17 protein-coding genes are annotated in these 23815 nt (G+C 46.0%); 3 read left to right on the top strand and 14 right to left on the bottom strand.

Annotated elements, in window-relative coordinates; genetic code table 11:
- Positions 1-11 precede the first annotated feature (11 nt).
- Entirely contained in the window at positions 12-878 is an 867-nt protein-coding gene (locus AC0L13_RS04610) for a glycerophosphodiester phosphodiesterase family protein (protein WP_473644443.1), read from the top strand.
- Positions 879-921: 43 nt separating this feature from the next.
- Here the strand turns inward: AC0L13_RS04610 and AC0L13_RS04605 are convergent, their stop codons facing one another.
- The 4 genes from AC0L13_RS04605 to aceA form a co-directional block, all read right to left on the bottom strand.
- A complete protein-coding gene (locus AC0L13_RS04605) occupies positions 922-2088 on the bottom strand; it encodes a pyridoxal-phosphate-dependent aminotransferase family protein (protein WP_473644441.1) in 1167 nt (388 codons plus the stop codon).
- A gap of 120 nt (positions 2089-2208) precedes the next feature.
- Entirely contained in the window at positions 2209-2337 is a 129-nt protein-coding gene (locus AC0L13_RS04600) for a protein YhfH (RefSeq protein WP_473644439.1), read from the bottom strand.
- Between the two features lie 19 nt (positions 2338-2356).
- Entirely contained in the window at positions 2357-3931 is a 1575-nt protein-coding gene (aceB, locus tag AC0L13_RS04595; protein ID WP_473644437.1) for a malate synthase A, read from the bottom strand.
- Between the two features lie 62 nt (positions 3932-3993).
- Positions 3994-5283, bottom strand: a complete 1290-nt coding sequence (gene aceA / locus AC0L13_RS04590) for an isocitrate lyase (RefSeq protein WP_473644434.1) — start codon at positions 5281-5283, stop codon at positions 3994-3996.
- A 185-nt stretch (positions 5284-5468) separates the two neighbouring features.
- Between aceA and AC0L13_RS04585 the strand changes: the two genes are divergently transcribed.
- Positions 5469-5924, top strand: a complete 456-nt coding sequence (locus AC0L13_RS04585) for a LytR/AlgR family response regulator transcription factor (RefSeq protein ID WP_473644432.1) — start codon at positions 5469-5471, stop codon at positions 5922-5924.
- Positions 5925-6011: 87 nt separating this feature from the next.
- On the opposite strand, the gene AC0L13_RS04580 is transcribed toward AC0L13_RS04585, so the two are convergent.
- The 3 genes from AC0L13_RS04580 to AC0L13_RS04570 form a co-directional block, all read right to left on the bottom strand.
- Complete coding sequence (locus tag AC0L13_RS04580; protein ID WP_473644430.1) at positions 6012-7157, bottom strand: polysaccharide pyruvyl transferase family protein; 1146 nt, start codon at positions 7155-7157, stop codon at positions 6012-6014.
- A gap of 257 nt (positions 7158-7414) precedes the next feature.
- Positions 7415-9670 carry an S-layer homology domain-containing protein gene (locus AC0L13_RS04575; RefSeq protein ID WP_473644428.1) on the bottom strand — a complete coding sequence of 752 codons (2256 nt, stop codon included), beginning with the start codon at positions 9668-9670 and terminating at the stop codon, positions 7415-7417.
- A 296-nt stretch (positions 9671-9966) separates the two neighbouring features.
- Positions 9967-11451, bottom strand: a complete 1485-nt coding sequence (locus tag AC0L13_RS04570) for an O-antigen ligase family protein (protein ID WP_473644426.1) — start codon at positions 11449-11451, stop codon at positions 9967-9969.
- A gap of 252 nt (positions 11452-11703) precedes the next feature.
- Between AC0L13_RS04570 and AC0L13_RS04565 the strand changes: the two genes are divergently transcribed.
- Positions 11704-13698, top strand: a complete 1995-nt coding sequence (locus AC0L13_RS04565) for an S-layer homology domain-containing protein (RefSeq protein WP_473644424.1) — start codon at positions 11704-11706, stop codon at positions 13696-13698.
- Between the two features lie 45 nt (positions 13699-13743).
- Here the strand turns inward: AC0L13_RS04565 and AC0L13_RS04560 are convergent, their stop codons facing one another.
- The 7 genes from AC0L13_RS04560 to ilvC form a co-directional block, all read right to left on the bottom strand.
- Entirely contained in the window at positions 13744-16005 is a 2262-nt protein-coding gene (locus tag AC0L13_RS04560) for an S-layer homology domain-containing protein (RefSeq protein WP_473646845.1), read from the bottom strand.
- A 317-nt stretch (positions 16006-16322) separates the two neighbouring features.
- Positions 16323-17273 (bottom strand): hypothetical protein, encoded by a 951-nt coding sequence (locus AC0L13_RS04555; RefSeq protein WP_473644422.1) that lies wholly within the window; start codon positions 17271-17273, stop codon positions 16323-16325.
- Between the two features lie 204 nt (positions 17274-17477).
- Positions 17478-18062 carry a 3-isopropylmalate dehydratase small subunit gene (gene leuD, locus AC0L13_RS04550; RefSeq protein ID WP_473644420.1) on the bottom strand — a complete coding sequence of 195 codons (585 nt, stop codon included), beginning with the start codon at positions 18060-18062 and terminating at the stop codon, positions 17478-17480.
- A 155-nt stretch (positions 18063-18217) separates the two neighbouring features.
- A complete protein-coding gene (gene leuC / locus AC0L13_RS04545) occupies positions 18218-19627 on the bottom strand; it encodes a 3-isopropylmalate dehydratase large subunit (RefSeq protein WP_473644418.1) in 1410 nt (469 codons plus the stop codon).
- Between the two features lie 42 nt (positions 19628-19669).
- Entirely contained in the window at positions 19670-20770 is a 1101-nt protein-coding gene (gene leuB, locus AC0L13_RS04540) for a 3-isopropylmalate dehydrogenase (RefSeq protein WP_473644417.1), read from the bottom strand.
- A 391-nt stretch (positions 20771-21161) separates the two neighbouring features.
- Positions 21162-22706, bottom strand: a complete 1545-nt coding sequence (locus AC0L13_RS04535; protein WP_473644415.1) for a 2-isopropylmalate synthase — start codon at positions 22704-22706, stop codon at positions 21162-21164.
- A complete protein-coding gene (gene ilvC / locus AC0L13_RS04530; protein WP_473644413.1) occupies positions 22693-23727 on the bottom strand; it encodes a ketol-acid reductoisomerase in 1035 nt (344 codons plus the stop codon). Before ilvC ends, AC0L13_RS04535 begins: the two co-directional genes overlap by 14 nt.
- Positions 23728-23815: the final 88 nt, after the last annotated feature.

The raw sequence follows: 23815 nt of genomic DNA, 5'->3' as shown, positions 1-23815 counted from the left end.
AGGAAATATACGTGAAAAAAGGAATACTTCTCGTCTTACTCGCCCTTCTTGCAGCATGTTCAACTACTTCAGAAGCGACTTCCTTACCTGAAGATAAATTTTTAGTGATCGCACATCGCGGGGCTTCCGCCTACGCGCCGGAGCATTCTTTATTGTCCTATGGATTGGCAGTCCAGATGGAAGCCGATTATATTGAATTGGATGTTCATATGACGAAGGATGGGGAACTTGTTTCCATGCACGATTCCATCGTTCATACGCCGAACGGCAAGAAGACGGTAGCGCAGGCCGAGTTTCAGGAGTTGAAGGATGTACAGCGCGAATCGGGTTACGACGGGAAGCTGCCGGTTTCTTTCCCACTTGAAATTGACCCGTTGCGGATTGTCAGTACGGAGGAGATTTTTTCGTATTTCCAAGATGATGTCAATTATTATATCGAACTGAAATCACCCGCCTCTTACCCGGGAATCGAGGAAGCGTTGCTCGGGCAGCTGCTGGAGTTCGGGCTGTTACCTTTGGATGACGCAGAAATGCCAAAAGTGATCCTGCAATCATTCGATGCCAATTCTTTGATGAAAATCCATGAACAGGAGCAGGCCATTCCGCTTATACAACTGTATTCGGCGAAAAATGAAACGATGCTAACGAAAAAGAGATTGGGGAATGTTGCGAAGTACGCTTCAGGCATCGGTATCGATAAGACAGTAGCAACAAAAGAATTAGTGGAGAATGCTCACGAAGAAGGGCTGCATGTCCATCCATTCACAGTGAATGAAGAAAAGGACATTAGACATATGATTGAAATCGGCGCAGACGGGATATTTACAGATGTACCGGATGTGGCGGTAAAAGTGTTGAAGGAGTTTCAGGAGGATTGAAAAGCCCCCTATCCCAAGCGATGGAATGGGGGGCTTGATTTTATTAAACGAGCGATGCTGTCGCTTCTTTGAATTGATTAACGGCTTGATCGATCGACACATCGCGACCGGCTTCTTTCAACGCTTCGCCGATCTTTTCGATTGCTGAAATGAGCATTTGTTCCGAAGTGTTGCCCATATGGCCGACGCGGAATGCTTTGCCTGCCAAATGCGCCAACGCGCCTGCGACAACGAGTCCTTCCTTCGCCAAAGCGGCACGGAATTCAGCGTCATTGATTCCTTCCGGATATAGGAAGCAGCTCAATGTCGATGCGGCAACTTCTTCGTTCGCCAATGGCTCCATGCCATATTTACGGAGTGCATCCCTTACGCCGTGTCCATATGCCTCGTGTCTTGCATAACGCTTTTCCAATCCTTCTTCAAGGACAAGTTTCATCCCTTCGTCATAAGCATAAATCAAGTTTACAGGAGGCGTCGCGAAATATTTGGACGGATCGTGCATGATTGGAATCCAATTTTCAATATCGCAATAATAAGCTGGAATGCGTCCGAGCTGTTTGCGCGCTTCCAATGCAGTTTGGTTGAATGCAACAATCGCAAGTCCCGGTGGAACACCAATTGCCTTTTGGGAGCCAGTCAGGACGACATCAATCTTATATCCTGCTTCGCCATAGTCCTTGCTCATATCTTCTTCCATCGCAGCAGTTGCGCAAACCCCGTCCAAAATTACGAGCGCGCCGTGCTTTTTTACGATCGGGACAAGCTTCTCCAAGTTGGCAGCCACTCCGGTGGACGTATCTGCATGCGTGATCGTCACCGCCTTGTATGTATGCTCCGATAATTGGCGCTCCACTTCTTCAGCTGCAACTTGTTTGCCCCACTCAGCTTGGAGGACATCGATTTCAATTCCGAATGCCTTCCCGAGCTGGATGAAACGGTCTCCGAAATAGCCATGGCTGATGACTAACAGCCGCTCTCCGGCACCAACCGTATTAACGAGCGCCATTTCCATGCCGATTGTCCCTGATCCAGCGATGACAAATACTTCCCCGTCCGTTTTGAACATCTCGCGTGTACGCTCAATCGAACGCTTGTAAATTTCGACGAAGCGAGGATCAGTATGCCCTCTTGTCTCACTTGCCATTGCGTCGTAAATCGAATCGACGACCGGCGTAGGTCCAGGAATTAAAAGCATCTCTTCATTACGCATCCTAACATCCCCTTTACATTTACTATTCCCTTCTATCATATCATCATCATTCGCCAGAGAGGGAGTGAAACCCTTTTACTAAAATGACCCGTTCTCCTCTAAGGGAGACCGGGCCACGTCTTATTCCTTATGTTTGCCGATGCAGCGCTCGCACTCATAGAGCAGGGATTCAACTTTCTCGACGATTTCGCACCCGCATTCTTGGCAATACTTTTTCGATTTCCCTTTCACGCCTGTCGTTTTCACCATTATGAACCTCCTCCTTTTCCTATGATAATTTTGTATATCCACGCAGCGTCAGAAATTCCTCGAACTCATCTTGCAGCGTCAATTCGACGAACAGATCGGCTGCCTCGTTAAATTTGCCGAAACGGAACTCCTTTTCGCCTACTGCTTCTTTCAATTTCTTCATTTCATCCGCAAAAATATCTTTGAACAATTCAATATTGATTTCTCTGCCGTCAACTAGCCAGCCTTGTGGGTGACGGATCCATTGCCATACTTGGGAGCGGGAAATTTCCGCAGTTGCTGCGTCTTCCATTAGATGATTGATCGGCACAGCTCCATTCCCTTTCAACCACGAAGCAATGTACTGGATGCCGACGCTGCAATTCATCCGCAATCCTTCCTCCGTTATCGTCCCAATCGGCACTTCCAGCAAATCTGCAGCTGTCACTTGCACATCTTCACGTTTCAGGTGGACTTGATTCGGTGTTTCCATATGAGCATTGAATTCAGCCAACGCAATTGGGACGAGCCCCGGATGTGCGACCCATGTTCCGTCGTGTCCGTCCGTCACTTCACGATGTTTATCTTCTGCGACCTTCCGGAATGCTTCCTCGTTCGCTTCAGGATTATTGCGGATAGGAATTTGTGCCGCCATCCCCCCCATTGCAAACGCGTTGCGCCGGTGGCATGTTTGGATGCAAAGTTGCGTATAAGCTCTCATGAAAGGCGACGTCATCGTCACTTGACCGCGATCCGGCAATATGACATTTGGCTGGCCCTGAAGTCTTTTAATGAAACTAAAAATATAATCCCAACGCCCGCAGTTTAGTCCTGTTATGTGATTTCGCAATTCATACAAGATTTCATCCATCTCGAATGCAGCCGGAATCGTTTCAATTAACACCGTCGCCCGGATCGTGCCTGTCGGTATACCTAACTTTTCCTGTGCGAAGACAAATACTTCATTCCACAGCCTCGCCTCCAAATGGCTTTCGAGCTTCGGTAAGTAAAAGTACGGACCTGTGCCCCGCCCCATCAATTCTTTTACGTTATGAAAGAAATAAAGTCCGAAATCGAAAAACCCTCCCGCCATCGGCTCGCCGTCGATGAGAATATGCTTTTCGTCCAAATGCAGTCCGCGTGCCCTTACCATTAACACTGCTGTTTCTTCATTCAAAAAATAACTCTTTCCATTGGACGCCTGCTCGAATGAAATCGTCCGTCTCACAGCGTCCTTCAGATTAAGCTGTCCTTCAACCATATTCGACCAAGTAGGCGAAGTTGCATCTTCAAAATCCGCCATGAACGCCTTCGCTTCGGAATTAAGGGCGTTGATAATCATTTTCCGATCGACAGGTCCTGTAATTTCAACCCGCCGATCTTGCAGATCAAATGGAATCGGTGCGACCGTCCAATCTCCCTCGCGAATATGCTTTGTTTCCTCGAGAAAGCCAGGTTTCTCGCCAGCATCAAATCTTCGCTGCCTCAATTCCCTCGCTGCAAGCAGTTCTTTCCTCCTGCCATTGAATTGCTCATGCAAGCTATAAATGAATTCAAGCGCTTCAGGCGTTAAAATTTCCTCCGTGGCTACAGTCATCTCACCAAGCACATCCATATTGAAACGCTCCTGTTGAATAGTCAGTTGAATCATCCTTTCGTATAATGTATGGATTTGGATTAGACGAACTGCGCCTCTTCTGTCGACCCTTTCATAGCTGTCGTTGAAGATGTGCCTCCCGAGATAGCTTGTGCAACTTCATCAAAATAGCTCGTTCCGACTTCCCGTTGATGGCGGGTCGCCGTATATCCTTTTGATTCATTCGCAAATTCAGCTTCCTGCAGCTTTGAATACGCCGCCATCCCGTCAGTTTTATAGCCGTGGGCCAATTCAAACATGCTATGGTTCAATGAATGGAAGCCTGCCAACGTGACGAATTGGAATTTATACCCCATCTTGCCGAGCTCCCGCTGAAATTTGGCGATTGTTTCGTCATCCAAATTCGCTTTCCAGTTAAAAGATGGTGAACAATTATAAGCGAGCATTTTGCCTGGAAACTTTTCATGGATAGCGTCCGCAAAACGTTTCGCTTCCTCGAGATCAGGTGTCGACGTTTCACACCAGACGAGATCGGCGTATGGCGCATATGCAAGGCCGCGGGCAATCGCCTGTTCAATACCGGCTTTCGTCCGGTAAAATCCTTCCGGCGTCCGCTCCCCGGTAATGAATTCATGGTCCCGAGCATCGATGTCGCTTGTGATCAGATCCGCTGCATCGGCATCCGTCCTCGCAATGATGATTGTCGGAACACCTAATACGTCAGCCGCTAGTCTCGCTGAAATTAAATTCCGGACTGCGTTTTGTGTCGGGAGAAGAACTTTTCCTCCGAGGTGACCGCATTTCTTTTCGGAAGCGAGTTGATCTTCGAAATGGACGCCTGCAGCTCCCGCTTCAATCATCGCTTTCATTAATTCGAACACATTTAGTGGACCTCCGAATCCGGCTTCCGCGTCAGCGACAATCGGAGCAAACCAATCGAATTCGTCCGTCCTGCCTTCCGCATGATCGATCTGATCTGCACGCTGCAGGGCTTGATTGATCCGCTTCACAACGTTCGGTACGCTGTTCACCGGATATAGGCTTTGATCGGGATACATCTGTCCTGCCACATTCGCATCCGCTGCCACTTGCCAACCGCTTAAGTAAATCGCTTTGAGTCCCGCTTTCACTTGTTGGACGGCTTGATTGCCCGTCAATGCGCCGAGAGCAGCGATGAAATTCTCTTCGTGCAGCGATTTCCAAAGCCGCTCTGCCCCTCTTTCCGCTAACGTATGCTCAATTTGAACAGATCCGCGTAATTTGATGACGTCCTCGGCACTGTATCCGCGCTCGATTCCCGACCAACGTTCCTCCTGCCAGCTTCTTTCCAACTGTTCAATTTGTTCCATTCGTCCTTTCTGATTCGCCATTTCAAACCACACCTTTCGATTAATAGAGTAATTGATACTTTCTTACTGTTCCACAACAGTTAAAGTTGTTATACATTAATATATAACAGAAGATTAAAACTGTCTGTGCATTCCGACAAATGGATAGTTTCAGAGGATGAATGAGGAAATAGCTCGATGAAATCGATGAAGGGGAAGATGGATCAATGGAGAAGAAAAGTTTACACGAGGAAATCTTGCATCAAATAACTAGTCTGCAAGGGGATTGGATGCCGATTGAAATAAACGGGGAACAAGCTGCACTCGTCGTCATCCTTACTCCTGATCAAATTAACCCACTGCGGATGCTTACCGGAAAGCTCGACGACGAATGGTACCCAGTGCCGATTGAACAGATCACCCATATCGAAAGCTATCAGAAAAAGACTTTCTTCTATACAGAGGACGGTCAATTCAGCGTGTCGAGCACGCTGAAGGAATTGGAAAAGCGGCTGCCTGAAATCTTCTTGCGCATTCACCGCTCTTATATTGTGAACACGGCCAGGATTTCACGGATTTCCCGCGATTTCTCTTCGAATCTCGTAGTGACGTTAGTGGATGGGACGGAACTGCCGGTGAGCCAGTCGTATGTGAATGATGTGAAGTGTATGTTGGGGTTTTGATGATGGGAGTTTTGACGTGGGAAGGATTCTTGAGCGCTTACTCCATAAAAAAACGCCGGATAAGCACTTATCCGGCGGCACACTCTATCATTTATTCAACGCATTCGTAAATTGAACAGTTCCATTCATTGCCTCATCATACAGCTTCTTCGACAGCTGTTCGGTTTGCTGCAAAGTCCCCTTCCAATCAGAATTCATTTCATTGAACGCACCGAGGAAATACTCGTCGTTTTCATGGAGTTCATCGATCGGGAATGAAAAGCGATCCAGCCCAGCCAAGCTCATGAAGTCTTTCACTTTATGATGGTATGAAATCGCCATGACTGGAGTTTCGGTGCAAGTCGCTAATATCAACGAGTGCAACCGGGTTCCGATGACGATATCTTGCTGCTCTGTCACTTCTAAAATTTTGGAAGGCAATAGATTTTCGTCGATAATTGTCGTTTTTTCACGTTCCGTCATGAGCTCTTGAATATCCTTCGTCACATTGGCGTCCTGTGGAAATTTCGTTGCGAAAAATGTAATTTCGACGTCTCGTCCAGATGCGAGCTTGTCCAGATTTTTCGCCATGCCTTCAACGTATTTCTGATAGATATCGGGATTCCCTTCCGGCCAGTAATCGGCGTTGTAATAAGGGACAGCGGTCACACCAATTTTAGTCGGTGCATCAGATTTATCTGCAGAGCCTTCTTCACGTAATGAAAACGCAGGATCGCCGATAACATCGACTTGTTCATTGACACCGATCGACCGCAATAACTCAGCGGATTCCGGGTCACGGACAGATACACTTTCCGCATGTTTGCACATATAGCGGATGAACCATTTTCCTAACGACGTATGCAATGGACCAGCCCCGCAACCATAAATGACATATGGCGTATTCGACTGTTTCGCCATCATTGCATACGATCCGTACAATGGCGCTTCCCGGCGGTACAAGTCCATCAAGATGCCGCCACCACCGATAATGAGCAAGTCCAGCTTTTTCACGACTCGTTTATTTTGGCGGAATGTCTCGATGAACGTCTTGACAGCGTTACCTTTTTTATAATAAAGCGGATAACTTTCCACACCGTAGCGCTCTGCCGTCTGCTGCGGATTATTGCTGAAAATGGTGAGCTGTGATGTACTGATATCGAAAGTGGATGTTACTTGTTTTACGAGGCTGAGCAAGATCGCTTCGTCCCCGTTATTATCGTTGCCGTAATTCCCTACAATTCCTATTTTCATAATCCAACATCCTTCTACAAATAGTGAATATATTATAACATGCAAAAGCGAAGGGCGCCTGCCAAAGCCGTCACGAAGAACGGCTTTTGCGAGTAAAAGCGAAGCGTTACGAGCACATCTTAGCACAAGCCGTCTTGTAGAGCGGTTTTTGCAGAAATTAAGGCATCCTTCCAGCGCCCGCAGCTAGATGATAATGCTTCCACCATAAAGAAAAAAATGCCGCGGACCGTCAATGCGATCCGTCGGCAAATCTTTCATTATTGATTAATGGCGCGGTATAGGAATGCGCTGAATTGCGCGCGGTTTACCGGTTTATTCGGTTCGAAGTTTCCTTTTTCATTCCCTGTCGTAATTTTATGGTTTGCCAGGATATGAACTTGTTTGTACGCCCAGTGGCTTGAAGGCACGTCTTTGAATTTCTTCTCGGACTCCCCTTGCAACTCGTAAGCTTTCACAAGAATTGCAGCCATTTGTGCACGCGTCAACTGACCAGCAGGGTCGAATGTGCCGTCCCCTTTACCTCCAACGAGTTTCGCTTCAGCAATGGCGTTGATTTCGTTGAAGTAACGATGTGTTGATGGCACGTCACTGAACTTTTGAGCACCTTTGACAGATGTATCCAAGTTGAAGACACGGCTCAAGATGACAGCGGCGTGTTCCCTTGATAACGTTTGTCCTGGATTGAACTTGCCGTCCAGGTCCCCTTTAATATAACCGAGGTCTTTCAAGAAACGGATTTCCGTATAGTATGCATAATCTGATGGGATATCCGTAAATGCAGGCATTCCATCTGACAATTCAATCGGAAGTGTCGCTGTTTTCGTTCCGAGCTTCACGTTTACGGACCCTTTGCCAGGCACTTTGGACGCTTTGAACGTTCCTGTTTCCGTAATAGCACCGACATCACCGCTGACGCTCCACGTCAATTGTTCAGGTGAATAAATGACCGGCTTTCCTTGAGCATCAGTTGCGGTTGCTTTAAATGTCACTGTCGAACCTGGTTCGATCGACGATGTGCTTGGTGAAATCGTCAACTTCGCAGGTGCTTCGACAATTGTGATCGGGAATGATTGTGTTGCTGTACCATATTGTACGTTGATACGATCAGTTCCTGCTGCTGTTGCTGTAAATGTTGTGCCTGAAACAGACGCTTTGCCGTTAGCTGACGTAATCGACAATTGAGATGGATCTACTTTCAACGGATTGTAATACGTATCCAACACGTAGTTGACCGTCAACGGGACGCTTGCGCCAACGAGCATTTCACCGACTTGTCCACGTGAAACACTAATATGTGCTGGGTCGCTGAGCGGCGCTGTGCTAATCGCTTCGATGATTGCAGACACTTTCCGCTGACTTGAATCTGTCGTTCGATTTGCAAGAACGACCGTATTGCTGCCATGTTTACGGATGCCCATCGTTGTCGAGCCGCCCCCGTCAAAGTTGATCGCACGGTCGTAACCTTGAGCTGCCAAATAATTCGCGAATTGCGTCAGCGTCATGCCGTTGCTGTATCCGCTTTTATTATCCACTGTGACAAGGTCGACTTTCTTTTTATCTTTACTGATGGCAATTGCCGTGCGTGCCGTCATCGCTTTTGCACGCCAGTTTGAAGTATCCATCGTAATGTACGGCTTGCCATCCTTCAACAACATCGGCCCGCTTGCCAACATGAAGGAGGAATCCATCCACTTCGAGTCTATTGATAAATTAAGAGAAACAGTTTCCCCTACTTTGATTTCCTTCAATCTTTCTAATGGCTTTTTACCGTGTGCGGAAATGACAAAGCCTGTTTTCGGAATCGTGATTTTTTCTTTTGACCCATAATCTCTTACTTGCACAACTTTTCCAGTCAATTGCTGCCCGTAATATGTAGACGTAATTGGTTCACCAGTATCTACGACGATTTCGATGCCGAATTCATTCGACCCGGTCGCAGACGAAATATGTTGTGGTGTAAATACGATTGTCTCTTCGGCTTGCCTTTCACGGTTCAACCCAGTCATCTTATAATCCGTGCCTTGATGGTTTATGGATACGTTGAAATTGAACTCGTCGATTTCCGCTCGGCCATCATTCATGACACCGAAAGCAATCGGCTTGTTGACATAATATTCACGTGAACTAGAGATGACGCCGCCGTTGACAATTTCATTTCCTTGTGAAATTAAATACATCGGCAATCCCGATTTCATGTCGAAAAATGAAGCATTCACTGCTCCGACTACACGGTTTCCATCACGTGTATCCCTATTTGCAAGCGTCGTCGTCGCATCCCGTTTCGCAAGAGGTGATGGCAATCCGATATCGAGCTTCGTGTAAGGGTCATTCAAATTGACACTTACATGATTAATATGATTTGTTCCCGAATGCGTGTAATGCGTATACGTCACTCCGGATGAAACCGGATAGCTATCCACTGTCTGCGTGTTCGCAGATGCTCCAGCTGGCACTGCCACTAAAAGTGAAACAGCAGCCGCTGTCATCGCGACCTTTTTCCCGAAATTTTTCAATGAATCTACTTTATTAATGATAAGTCGACACCTTCCTTTCTATGAATCAATGTCCAGCTTACCAAACGTTTCGACAAATTACTATAATCCATAAGAAGGAAATAGCGGCCAAAGTACTGTCATGTCTAGATTTCGACGTATTTCGACTGGTAATTACTGTTTGATTCAGGAAGGAATCGTCATAATTGAATGCAATACTAGGAGACTGGCTGAGGATGTTTTAGAATGGAATTTCAGTAGATTTATTCATTACAAAAAAAAAAGACCACCCAGCGAAGCAGCTGGATGGTGAGTAGTCAAATATCTTTCGTTTTGAATTTCGAGTATTGATTCGTCATGGAAGCGAAGACGCCGAACAAGATGAAATAGAACATCGTGTAAAGCTTCAGCTCCCATATATTATAGTAGAAACCGGAGAATCCAGTTGCGAACCAAAGCGCAATCATGAATTTGCCCATCGGTGTTTTCCGTTCCTTCCAGAACAAGTACAACATGCCAAGCAGGAAGGCTGCGAATAGGATGACGCCGATAATTCCTGTCTCCGTAATAATTTGGATATATTGGTTATCCGAATAGAAATACTTGCCTCCGTAAATATCCGAACGAATTCCATAATGATCGTATATCGGCGAACCGTACGATAATGTAGCGGAGCCGCCAAATGAACCGAATCCGGAACCTGCGACCGGATATTCCTTGAAGATTTCAAAGCCTTTCTTAATATAGAAGAATCGGCCGCTTTCAGACATGAGCGTCAAGTTCTGCTGATCGAACGTTTCACCGAATCGGCCGGCGATGCTGCCTGTGTCTACCTCCTCCGGTTCAAATCCGAATTTTGCCACCAACTTGACGCCCAAGTTCACCGGATAATAGATCAGGATGATCGAAGCGATACCTGCGATGACAAGCCTTTTCAGCAACTGCCAATTCTTTGTAGTTAGGATGAAAATTGCTCCAAGAATGAAAGCAGAAATCCATGTTCCACGTGAATACGTTAAGATGAAAACCCCGACGAACAGCACTAGGTTGATGTTCAAGAACCATTTATATTTTTCGCCTTTATAAATGTTTTGCAAGAACAGCAACGACATGATTCCGAATAGCAATAGTAGCGCCAAAGAGTTCGGATTGCCTGGCAATCCGTAAATGCGCACGAAGTTCGTTGCGCTTAACGTTTTATATTTCCACACATCCGGCAATAGCAGCTGGCGCATCGAAAGCTTTTCAATGAGGCCGTGGATGGAGGAGATCATGCTCGTCCAAACCGTTACCCAAGCGAGCCTTTTCAACCAGTCATCAGGCAATGTCATTCTTGCAATGATGTAATAAAGCAAGTACATGATGACGAATGTCCGAACTTGGAAGATGATTGCTGATGGCAGAACGTCTTGAAGCAACCCGCTGATTGATCCCGCAATCAGTAATGCGAAAAACGCCCATTCGAACCATTTGAATGAAAATAACGTCTTCCAATTACGTCCGCTTGAAATAACAATCTTGATGAACGCTATGAAAGTGATCAAATCACCGATCAGCTTCAGCCCTGAGTTCACTTCCACGAGCAATGGGCGGATGCTTACATAGATGACGAGAAATAACAGGCTCTGCTGCGGCCTAAAAAATGCAAAAAGAACAAAAAACAATGATGTCGCGACGAGTGCAATGGACGACGGAAGGAAAAGTGCGACTATGACGACCGCCAATGCGACTAAGAAATAAACTGTATCTTTTTCCTTCAATTTGTTTGTAAGTGTTGTCATTAACAATAAAACCCTTTCCACGAATGATCTCCAATAGGTTAATGGGTATGACCCTTAGTCATTATAGCATCTTATACGACGTTGCGGCTTACAGTTTAGTTGCATTTTCAAAAAAATCGACATGAAGTTGCCAAAAACCCTCTCCTTCTCACTTCTAGTAAACTATCAGAACAATTTATTTCTAGTGAATCGGTAAATCTCACCAAATTACACCTTATTATTTCATAAAGAATCTGATATTATAATAGATGATGTACAAAAGGAGGTTTATCGGTGAAAAAAATAATAACTTTTGCCTTGATCATGCTACTGATGTTTACTCCTCTATTCCAAAATCCGGTGGAAGCGAGCTCGGTCTCGGGACACCAAATGGAAACGGAGTTAAATTATTGGATCCAGAAAAATGTTATTCGGACAGACAGTAAATTCAATCCGAATAAAGCTGTCACTCGGGGCGAATTTGCTTCGTATCTCGCACGCGCCTTGGAATTGCCTGCATCTACGAAATATACGTTCAAAGATTTAAAAGCAGGTTCAAGTTTGACGATTGAAATCCAAAACGCAGCTGGTGCGGGTCTGCTTTCAGGCTACCCCGACGGTACGTTCAAACCGAATGATAAGATCACTCGTCAACAAATGGCAGGAATGATATATAAAGCATTCCGTTATATGGATCTTCCTATTCAAAAGACGAACTTTACATTCAAAGATACTCATAAGATTTCGCCTAACTTCCGCGAAGCTGTATCAGCGGCAGTGTACTTGGGCATTATCCGAGGAGATCATCAGAAGAACGGTGTTTATTTCAAACCGCAAGATAGCGCAACAATCGCCCATGCAGCAGCATTCCTTTTCAGAATGAATGCAGCAGCCGAGCTTTTGAAGCCGACTGAACCGACAGAACCTACTGTGCCTGAGACGCCTGAAGTGGATCCGGAAATTTACAAAGTAAGCTCGATTTCAAACGGACAAGTCGTCCCGACAATCGCATTGTACAAAACATATGAAGATGCATTGGCAGTCTACAATGCATCTTCATCCATTCGGGTCATCCAAAAAGGAAGCGATGTCATCAAGATGAAAGCGGGCCGTGCATTCGGCGCGCAAAATCCGAAGCAATACACATCCCTTTACAGTGATAAGACATTGCGGAATGAAGTGACGTATGTTACGAAAGGCCGCGAAATGAAGTACATCGGCAGTGGAGCGGACTATGCCATTGTCGAAGTCGCTGGTTCAACCTTTTATGCAAAACATAACGAAGTTGACCTCGTTCCTTCTGAACTTGTCACAGGCTATGATTACTATGAAGTGATCAGTGGCGTTTTGACTCATTCAACCTATGATAATATTAGTAAAACAAGAGGCGTCTATAACGTCGGACCTGCCGCTCCTGGCATGCCAAACGGCAAGAAGTATACGAGCTTAGATGGCGTTCACTTTATGGAATTCGGATCGAAAAACGTGATTACCTATTATCCATATTTCCAATTCCAATCCGTTCGACAGCCGACGACCTATACTGCGGCGGAGCTTGATTCCTATATCAATTGGGCGCTTGCAGACCGACAAAGTACTGGCATCGCGCGTTACAAAGATGCAACAGTCAACTCGAAACTGATCGGTTTAGGTGAATACTTGAAATCGGTGGAAGAGACGTACCGTGTCAACGCAATGTTCATCCTTGCAACAGCAATCCACGAAAGCGATTACGGCATAAGCGCGAATGCACAAACAAAGAATAATATTTTTGGTATCAAAGTCTTTGACTCTACTCCTGAAACAGGAGAAGTTTACGTGACTCCTGAGAATAGTGTTAATGCTTTCATTCAACGCTATATGAACTTGAATTATGCAAACCCTCTCGGTGCACATGCGAATGGCGCGGTTCCCGGCAATAAAGCGGTCGGCATCAACGTGAAATACGCATCCGACCCGAACTGGGGAAGTAAAATCGCAGGCCATATGTGGAAAATGGATACATTCCTTGGCGGGCGCGATTATAAGCAAGTGCAATTAGGAAGCATCAATTACACAGGTCCGACAGGGGTCAATGTCAGAACAAGCCCTGAAGTACGTGCCGACAACAAACTGTTTACATACAAACCGAAAGATCCCGGCTTTGAAGCTTCGTTCGGCTATCCAGTCGTCATCGTCGAAGAAGTCGCGGGCAGCGACGGATATGTATGGTACAAAGTGTTAGCGGATATTAACCCTCCTTCCGATTATGGATGGATCCGCTCCGATCTAGTGAATAAAATCAACTAAACAAATGTCCCGTACGATATTTTCATCGTACGGGACTTTCTTTATTTATAATGCATCGGTATGTTCCGCGCCTGCTGGCAATAATTCCGGCATGCCGATACGGTCGAGACCTTCTTTAATTTTCGTTGTGTAACCTTTATTATTCTTATCCATATAACCTGCCTTCGAACGGATCAACTTCTCAAAGACGGCCGTTTTGGATGGATCGATATTGGACCACATTTCATACGAATGAATGAGATCCTCCAACGTCAAATGCACGTAATCCTCTCCGACAAATGTATGGTCCGGCGAAATTTTATACCAAATATCACCGTTCGGTCGGATCCATTTATCGGCATCCTTCTCAAGAGCGGATTGAATGCTCTCCGCTGTTTGCAAGTAGACAGGATCGCCAAGTTCCTTGTAAGCAAGCAACAGGATGTTCATTCCCCCAAGCAGATGGTTCATCGAACTATGAGTCTTCACGTTTTGCTTCGCAGGGAAGTAGTCTTGGATGTAGAACGAATTTGCATCGACTTTGATAATATTGCCTTTCCCTTTTTGCGATACGAGAAGGTTTGCGTAATTTTTCAAGCCGACCGTATAGTCGTCATGTCCAAACGCCTTTCCTCCATTATATAGGAATAAAGCGATCTGTTCGTTGAATCGCGTATCCACGAATGGAGCTGTAATGCCGAACAGATTTTTTAAATACGTGCTCGTTACTTCGGTTTCCCAATACGTTTGCTCTCCACGGAAAATGTCGAGGTTCGCGAATGAATTGAATAGCAAGCTTTCAAAGTAGCGCTCTTTCGTTTCATTATACATTGCCATCGTGCGGTCCTCTTTCACGAGCAGCAAGTTTCGGCCATATCCTCTGCCTGATTTCGGCATCGGCTCAATAGTCGTCGCCATTTTATTGTACGGTCCGTTTGCTGTATACCATTTATTGCGCTTCTTATAATAAGTAGCGGATTCAAGCATCCACCGATCCATGCTTTGATGGCTGGAGAAGAGAAGCTCGTCGGAAACGAGAAGCCATTGATCGACAATATCATAGCCGCCCGACTTCAATGTATAGACAGAAAGCTGTGTATCTCCAAGAAGGATTCCGCTGAATGACTCACTTTCGTTCAGCAATTCACGAGTATGGCTGCTTGCGCCGTTCGGGTACGATTTTGTCAACTCTTTTGAGCGGTACGCTTTTCCGATCATCCGTTGCGCTTTGTCACCATTGTTTGTTGTCTTTTCAAATACACCTGTCGGATACGTCGTCAGATCGAAACCGAAAGTGCCGTCTGTTTCTTTTTTAATCGGATAGCGGCTGTACTCCCTCAGTATCCCTTTTTCCACATTGCCTTCCGTCTGGACGACATCGATTGTAATCGGCATCCGCTGAGGGTTTCTCAGTTCTGTGAAAATGAAATAGTCGCCGTTTTCCAGCTGTCGTTTTGTAACATTGACTTCGGCTTGGGACAATCCGCCAACTTTATATGTGTAGGTTGTATCCGTTGAATGGGCGTGCTTTCTCGTCTTTTCACCGGCAAATTGTAAATAATAATTGGAACGGAGATATGTTTTACTTGCTCCTGAGATCGGCACTTCGACGAAATTTTGTTCATGTCGGACCGTTTCATAGTTTCCGAGCGTTTGTGGTTTATTAAAGACGATCTCTTTGCTTTCTTCGATCTTTCCGGTTTCGACCATCGCACGATGAAGGAAAACAACATATGTTGCACGATTCACCGCTGTTTTCGGATCGAAGGTGCCGTCTTCTTTTCCGGTTGTAATCCCGTGCTGTGCAAGGATTCTTACACCGTCTTTATGCGATGCGCTAATCCGATTTTCGTCTTTAAAGTGGATTTCTTCGCCTGTATCTTGCAGGTCGAAGGCACGCACGATGACCGTCGCCATTTGTTCACGTGTCAATGAATCCGCGACGCCGAATGTACCGTCTTCTTTTCCAAGGAAAATACCAGCCTTATAAGTAGTCATCGCCCCTTTTAAATGGGAAGACTTGCTGCTGACGTCCTTGAAAACCGGTTCATATGGGGCTTCCGGTAATTGAAGCGCGCTTGAAAGAAGATTTGCCGCCTGGCCACGCGATACTTCAAGAGCCGGTCTGAACTGTTTGTCAGGATATCCATTAATGATGCTCATATCGACAAGCTGCGTCACTTCATTTTTAGCCCAAAACTCATTATGTATGTCAGAAAAGTTTTGGTCGATCGTTATTGTATTCGCATCCGTCGGGCTGCATCCGAATAACACTAACGCTAAAGAGAATACGCTCGTTAGTACGACCGTCGTCATTCTTTTTTTCATCACTATTTTTTCACCCTCCTACTACCATCCTTTTCGTAAATCTTGTCCTATCATACCATAAAATTCGACACAAAAACCCCCTAGATTTTAGGAGGTTGCTAGTTTGTACATTATGCTTTATAAGCTTTTCTGCGTGTTTATGCGCATGTATAGGCTTTTATGAGCTTTTTTGGCGAATTATGCGTTTTTAAATGCGTTTATGCTTCTTTTGATTCATTTATGCGTTTTTCGGGGCATTTATGCTTATATGGCGGTTTTTATGCGTATTTATACGATTCATGTAAAACGTGCAAGCTGGGAGGCTTGCACGTTTCTTGTTACACAATGCTATATTTTCGTTCTGCCGCTTGTTGGTTTAATCTATCCCGTAAAGCATCAAAGCTTGTTTGCGTGTCTGACTGCTCTTTCTTCGCAAACAGCTCCATCGCAAGATTTTGTGTAGTAAACTGGCGGGCGAATTGCTCCACTTTCACGGCAGTCGCTTCCGCAAGTGCAGTTGACGCTTGCTCCACGATTCTGGCACTTTCCACCTGATCATTTTCCTTCACTTCTTCAATAACTGCTTGTTCGACCGGCTTGGCATTGAATGAAGAAGATGCGACATTCCGCTCGTAAGCGCCTTTATTAATGGAGGCGGCAATTTTTACGATATCAGGTCTATATTCTTTCACAGCTTCCAATGCGAAATTCATTTCGTCTGGATGATCCGCAAAATAAGGGTTTTCATACCAATATTTATCTTCAAAACGGCCTTGTGACGCAGCAAGTGCGTTATTATAAGGTGAGTTAAACCAAGCGCTCGATGGCTTCGGTATGCCATGCGCTTCTGCCAATGCTGGATCTTGGGCAAATGCGATGACGTGCGGTACTTCCCCCGGAGCGTTTTTGAAATCTGCAATCAGCTCATTCATATGCGCTTGCCGTTTCGCAATTTCCTCCTTATCGCCTGATTGGATCGCTTCTTTCAACGAACGATTTTGCACATCGATAAGATTGCCGTAATAGAGCTTATTTTGCTTCATAACTCCGCCGACGTTGTCATACCAGGCAGGATGCTGTTTTGCTTGGAAATTGTGGTAGTCCGACCAATCATTCGTACGCACGGCTTCTAGGATTAAGGAATTACGTCCTTGGTTCACAGCAGCTAGCGGATTGATGGCGGCAGCTTCCTTGCCCCACACTTTTCTCCAGCCGTCGCCTGACATGCTATTTGTATCCCGGACTTGCATCGAGACGGATTGTCGATCATTTAATACAGAAACAAACACGTGCCCACCCCTTGTTAAATTTAGTATATATGTCATAGTCATTTATCTGCATGTTTTCATCTATTGTATACTATTTCGACAGTAGTAGACAGAGAATGTGATAGATTCGATGTCAAAATGAGAACTATTTTTGAGATTTATTACAAGAATTGAGAACTTCATTAAAAAATCCGCCTCCAGTAGTGATGGAAGGCGGATCTGTAATTATGCATGCTGTTTTTCATATGCAGCGATATGCTCTTCATATTGGAATGTCAACGAAATTTCGTCCCAACCATTCAACAGCATTTGCTTATAGTACGGGTCGATATCAAATGAATATGTTTTGCCGTCTTCGCCTGTTACCGTCTGCTGTTCAAGATTGATTTCCAATGTATAAGAATCTGTTTGGCCTTTCGATAAAAGCTCTTCGACTTCCTCAACGCGTAGACGAATCGGCAAGATGCCGTTCTTGAAGCAGTTGTTATGGAAAATATCCGCGAATGACGGTGCGATGACAACTTCGAATCCATAGTCAAGGATCGCCCATGGCGCATGTTCCCGGGAGGAACCGCAGCCGAAATTATCGTGCGCAACGAGTATTTTCGAGTCTTTGAAACGGTCGTCGTTCAAGACGAATTCCTTGTTTTCTGTGCCGTCTGCTTGGAAACGCCAATGATAGAAAAGGTATTTTCCGAAGCCGGTCCGTTCGATCCGCTTCAGAAATTCCTTCGATATGATTTGGTCTGTATCTACATTCTTTCGATCGAGCGGGGTCATGACGCTGCGCACTTCATTGATCGGTTTCATCGAATCATCCTTTCTCATGCCAATCGCTTTTATTATCGTCTAGACTCCGGGTGGCAACTGCTCGGGTCATAAGTCAGCTCTGCTACACGGCAAAAAGCGCCGTTTCGCAGATCCGCCTTATGCCTGTCGCAGTTAACCGCCACCCTTCGCTTTTGTTAAGCGTGGGCCAATTTCATTTCTCGAACATCTGTGAAACGTCCCGAAATCGCAGCTGCTGCCGCCATTGCAGGGCTCATTAGATGAGTGCGGGAGCCAGCACCTTGTCTGCCTTCGAAATTTCGGTTCGATGTCGATGCACATCTCTCGCCAGCCGGAACGACATCATCGTTCATTGCGAGGCACATGCTGCAGCCTGATTCGCGCCATTCGAATCCTGATTCGATGAAGACTTTATCCAAGCCTTCCTCTTCCGCCTGCCGTTTCACCGTACGTGAACCTGGTACGACGATCGCTGTCACATTCGGATGCACTTTTTGTCCCGTGATCACTTCCGCAGCAGCCCGTAGATCGCTTAAGCGTGCGTTCGTGCAGGAACCGATGAAGACATGCTGGATTTCAATCGAAGAGAGCGGTGTTCCTTCTTCAAGCCCCATATAAGCGAGCGCTTTTTTCAATGCTTCTTTATCGGATTCATTGTCAAAGTCATCAGTCGACGGGACTTGGGCGCTTATGCCTGAACCCATCGAAGGATTCGTGCCCCACGTAACGAATGGTTCGATTTCATCTGCATCGATTTCAAGAACTGTATCATATACTGCTCCTTCATCAGTTGCCAAAGAGAGCCATTGTTCCGCAGCCTTATCGAACGCTTCTCCTTCAGGGACATGACGACGCACCCTCAAATACTCGATTGTCGTCTCGTCCGGGCTAATCAAACCGGCTTTCGCCCCAGCCTCAATCGACATATTGCAAATGGTCATCCGTTCCTCCATCGTCATGGAACGGATCGCTTCACCTGTATACTCGGCGATATGTCCTGTTCCGACGTCGATGCCAAATTTCGAGATGATCGCAAGGATGACGTCTTTAGCAGTGACGCCGAAGCCAAGCTTCCCATTGATCCGTATTTCCATCGTTTTTGGTTTTGATTGCCATAACGTCTGTGTCGAAAGGACGTGCTCAACTTCGCTCGTGCCGATTCCGAATGCGATGGCGCCGAATGCACCGTGTGTCGATGTATGGCTATCTCCGCAAACAATCGTCTTCCCAGGCTGGGTCAAACCGAGCTCAGGTCCGATTATATGGACGATTCCCTGATCCGGGTGCTCCATATCGGCAAGTTCAATGCCAAACTCCTCACAGTTTTTCTCTAGCGTCGTAATTTGCTTTTTAGCAATTGGATCGTTGATCGTCGGCAAATTCCGAGTTGGAACGTTATGATCCATCGTCGCGAAGCAGAGGTCGGGACGGCGAACTTTCCGTCCCGCGAGCCGCAAACCTTCAAACGCTTGTGGAGAAGTCACTTCATGCAATAAATGAAGGTCGATATATAATAGGTCAGGTTTCCCCTGTTCTTCGTATACAACGTGTTGATCCCAAATTTTTTCGATGATCGTCTTCGCCATTTGAGCTTCTCCTTTCTAATTCATTTTGCTTTTCTTATTTACTTACACATAGGAAAACATGATGCTATTTGAGACGAACTGCAGATCAAGCTCGTTAATCACTTTATCCGTCCATTCAGTTGTCGAAAGGGCACGGTCTGAGTCTCCCGCTAGGTCAATAGTAAAATGACCATCCTCGAACACTGTGTCTACTGCTTTTTCGATCGCTGCCGCTTCCGTTTCCATTCCGAATGAATAGCGCAACATCATTGCGGCTGATAAAATGGCTGCAGCCGGATTTGCAACACCCTTACCCGCAACATCTGGCGCAGATCCGTGAACTGGTTCATAAAGGCCGAACCCATCCGAGCGAACACTTGCGGATGGAAGCAGGCCAAGCGATCCAGTAATGACGGACGCCTCATCGCTTAAAATGTCTCCGAACATATTTTCAGTGACGACAACATCAAAAGATTTCGGGTTCGTAATCAACTTCATGGCCGCTGAATCGACGAGCTGATGCTCGACTTCGACATCCGGATAGCCTTTCCGCTTCTCTTCGACGACTTCCCGCCAAAGCTTGCTAGACTCCAAGACGTTCGCCTTGTCGACAGAAGTGACTTTTCCTCGTCTTAATCGCGCGAGCTCAAATGCCTTTTCAACGATACGTTCGATTTCTTCACGTGTATAGACAAGCGTATCGACTGCGGATGTTTCTGTTTTGCGGCTCGGTTGCCCGAAATAGATGCCGCCCGTTAATTCACGGACGATCATCATATCGACTTCTTGAACAATTTCCTCTTTGAGAGGAGAAGCTTGGAGCAAGGAAGGGACTGCCTTTACCGGTCTTAAGTTCGCAAACAGGTCAAAATGCTTCCTAATGGCGAGCAATCCTTTTTCAGGACGCAATTCCGATGGGTTGTTATCCCATTTAGGACCACCGACTGCCCCTAAGAGTACTGCATCACTTGATTCACAGAGTTCTACTGTCTCCTTCGGAAGCGGATCATTGAATGAATCAATTGCCGCTCCTCCGATTGAACCGTAATTAAATTGGAATGTGTGGTTGAATCGTCTTGCAACCACTTCAAGAACACGTACTGCCGCCGACGTCACTTCTGGTCCAATTCCATCGCCCTGTAATACAGCTACTCTTTTTTCCATTGAACTTCTCCTCCTTGTTGTCATTCCCATTTGCATAACTTTCTGGCTCAGTGATATAAAAATATATATCTAATCGGGATTTCCGCTTCAGGCGGACGCTTTCCGTGGGCGAGCATCAAACCTGCTCGCAACGCTACTGCTTTTGCTCGCAAAAGCCGTTCTTCGTGACGGCTTTCATAGGAGTCGCCGCCTTCCGCTTCAATCCCTTCAAATAATATTTAATATTAATTTTCTTTTAATTCAGAAACTCATAAACAGTTGAATTCACGCATAAATTCCGTGAAAAGCACATAAATCGCAGTAATTACGCATAAAACTTTTTATCCGCGCATAAACGCATTAATTCGCGCATAATCCGCAATTCTCACGCATAAAGCAATTCCCCACACCGTTATTGACTAACTGTTTCCAGTACTTTCACTTGATCTTCCACTAATTTCCTATTAATTGCGTTCAAGTAGGCTTTGGCGGATGCTTCCAGGACGTCTTGGGAGATGTCGCGGCCAGTGAATGTTTCGCCGTTGAAACGCAAGTTAACGACGGCTTCCCCTAGAGCGTCTCGCCCTTTGCCGATAGAAGTTACGCGGTAATCCAATATGTTGACTTGCCCTTTCACGAGCAGTTCGAGTGCATTGAAGATTGCTTCAACGGAGCCAGCGCCTGTTGTTGCAACGACGACGTTTTCCCCGGAAGGAACATTTGCTGAAATGGTCGCTGTCGGGACGTTGGAAGTCCCGTATTGCACTTGCACATTCGTCAGTTCATAAATGTCCGCATCAGCGTTCGCAATTTGCTTTCCTGTGAAAAGGACAAATAGATCGTCTTCGGTAATTTCCTTTTTGCGATCGGCGAGCTTTTTAAATTCCGCAAACGCTTCATTTAATTGTGCGTCGCTTAGCTCGAAGCCCATTGTGATGGCGCGGTCCTTGAATGCGTGGCGTCCGGAATGTTTGCCGAGTGCTAGAGGAGCTGTCGTTTCACCGATCAGTTCCGGAGTGATGATTTCATATGTTTCCCGGTTTTTCAGCATGCCGTCTTGGTGAATTCCCGATTCGTGTGCGAAAGCGTTCTTTCCGACGACTGCTTTATTCGGCTGGATGACGACGCCTGTCAACTGGCTGACCAATTGGCTTGTGCGTTTGATTTCCTGTAGATTGATGCCTGTTTCAAATCCATAAATATCTTTGCGGATATGGAGGGCGACTGCGATTTCTTCGAGCGCTGCATTTCCAGCCCGTTCACCGATCCCGTTAATCGTGCCTTCGACTTGATCGGCACCATTTTCAATCGCTGCGATGGAGTTTGCGACAGCCATCCCTAAATCGTTATGGCAATGTGCAGATAGCTTCACGCGCTCAATGCCCGTCACATTCTCCTTTAAGAATTTGAATAGAGCACCGTATTCTTGCGGCGTTGCATAACCGACCGTGTCAGGGATATTGATTGTCGTCGCACCAGCTTTGATTACTTGATTGATGATCCGGACGAGGAATTCAGGGTCGGAACGGAATGCGTCTTCTGCTGACCATTGAACGAGAGGAAAGAATTTTTTTGCGTATTTTACGGCTTCCACTGCAATATCCACGACTTGGTCAGGCGTCTTCATCAATTTATGTTCCATATGGATTGGAGAAGTTGCCAAAAATACGTGGAGATGTGGTTGCTGTCCGCCTTTCAGCGCTTCCCATGATGTATCGATATCGCTTTTCATGGCACGGGCAAGGCCTGTCACTGTCGAGTTCTTAACTGTATTCGCAATGCGCTGCACTGCTTCGAAATCACCAGGTGAGGAAGCAGGGAATCCTGCTTCGATCACCGTAGCACCAAAACGTTCTAGTTGGCGGGCAATTTCCATCTTTTCTGCCGTGTTCAGATTAATGCCGGCTGATTGTTCACCATCACGAAGTGTCGTATCAAAGATGTCAATTTTTCGCACTACCCACCACTTCCTCCTGTTTTGTTTTCTTGCCTTCATTTACGAATGGCATCATTGCACGAAGCTTTTCACCAACGACTTCAATTTGATGTTTTGCTTCTGATTCTTCATATGCATTGAAGTTCGGACGACCGTTTTCGTTCTCTGCGATCCATCCTTCTGCGAATTTACCTTCTTGGATATCTGTCAAAATGTCTTTCATGCGAGCTTTCGTATCAGCGTCAACTACACGTGGGCCGGATACGAAATCGCCCCATTCAGCAGTGTCGGAAATCGAGTAGCGCATTCCGGACATGCCGCCTTCGTACATGAGGTCAACGATGAGTTTCAATTCATGCATCGTTTCGAAATAAGCAAGCTCAGGCTGATATCCTGCTTCTACCAATGTTTCGAAGCCTGCTTTGACGAGGGAAGTCAATCCGCCGCAAAGTACTGCCTGCTCACCGAATAGATCCGTCTCTGTTTCTTCTTTGAATGAAGTTTCAAGTACGCCAGCACGCGCTGCGCCGATTCCTTTTGCGTATGCAAGTGCTACATCTTTCGCTTGGCCTGAAACATCTTGGAATACTGCGAATAGTGCCGGTACGCCAGCGCCTGCTTCATATGTTCTGCGGACGAGGTGTCCTGGTCCTTTTGGTGCGACGAGGAATACGTCAACGTCTGCTGGTGGTACGATTTGTCCGAAGTGGACGTTGAATCCGTGTGCGAATACGAGTGATTTGCCCGCTTTCAAAGCTGGTTGGATTTCTTCGTCGTACACTTGCTTTTGTCTTTCGTCAGGAAGCAAGATCATGATGATGTCTGCTTGTTCAGCCGCTTCGGCAACTGTTTTTACGTTAAGTCCGTCTTCTTTTGCTTGATCGAAAGATTTACCTGGGCGTACGCCGACAACTACGTTATGTCCTGATTCTTTCAAGTTTTGTGCATGTGCGTGCCCTTGTGAGCCGTAACCGATGATTGCGATCGTTTTTCCTTGTAGTAGTCCTTCATTGATATCCTGGTTGTAATACATTTTAGCCATTGTTAGTTCCTCCTCGATTTTGGGTTTTATTTTTATTATTTAATACTGTTGATTTTCGCTACAAGCGGACATTCCGTTAATCCTGCTC

This window comes from Sporosarcina sp. QA0331 (genome assembly GCF_055808055.1).
The sequence above is the reverse complement of the archived record's forward strand: the minus strand, read 5'-3'. Positions and strand labels throughout refer to the sequence as shown.